Raw genomic sequence first — 758 nt, 5'->3', positions numbered from 1 at the left:
TATCCTGCGAGCGCCTTGAACTGCTGGACGGGGGGGATTGTTCTTTCCCGGCGAGTTGACCTTTTCGGATCATGTGCGCGGTTTTGATCCCGGCAAGGGTCGCTTGCGCAGACGCAAAGGATTTGAAGCCCTTCATCTGCCGAGTGATCCGCTTGATGAACCGATGATATTGTTCAGGTATTTGACCTGTAGAATTTCAATGAGCCAGCACCAGCCGCTTAGCAGGAGCAGCAGGTTCATGTTTTCCAGCCCAGCAGCATTGGCACCGCTCTTATCGATGACGACCCGATCCGGCCAGCCATTGTTGCGGATGGTGCGCGCGAAAAACCGGGTGGCGGCTGCTTCATCGCGTGTTTCCGACAACATGAAATCAAGCGTATTTCCGAACTTGTCGACAGCCCGATACAGGTAACACCAGCGGCCCTTCACCTTGATGTAGGTGTCATCCATCGGCCAGGAACGCGCGGGCTGCGCTTTTCGCTTCTGTGCCTTGGACGCGATCTGTTCAGCGTATTTCTCGACCCATCGGTTCAACGTAGCATGGTCGACCTCTACTCCGCGCTCAGCCATGATCTCTTCAAGATCACGATACGACACCGCAAAACGGACGTAGAACCAGACCGCAAACAAGAGCACATCCTTCGGAAATTGGCTTCCCTTAAAATCGACCAGCACAACCTCCGCCTCTCGTCATCCAGCCTCAAAGGTAAAGCCCACCGCAAAAAGCACTCAAGTCACGAAAGCTTTGCGACAGAACC

The 758-nt window shown here is 54.4% G+C and carries 1 pseudogene; it reads right to left on the bottom strand.

Going from position 1 to position 758, the window contains the following annotated elements:
- Positions 1–672 (bottom strand): annotated as a pseudogene (locus tag P775_RS24790) (IS6 family transposase); the annotation flags it as partial.
- Between the last annotated feature and the right edge of the window lie 86 nt (positions 673–758).

The sequence above is a fragment of the Puniceibacterium antarcticum genome (assembly GCF_002760615.1).
In the GTDB taxonomy this organism is placed as follows: Bacteria; Pseudomonadota; Alphaproteobacteria; order Rhodobacterales; family Rhodobacteraceae; genus Puniceibacterium; species Puniceibacterium antarcticum.
This window is presented reverse-complemented; position numbering and strand designations above follow the sequence as displayed.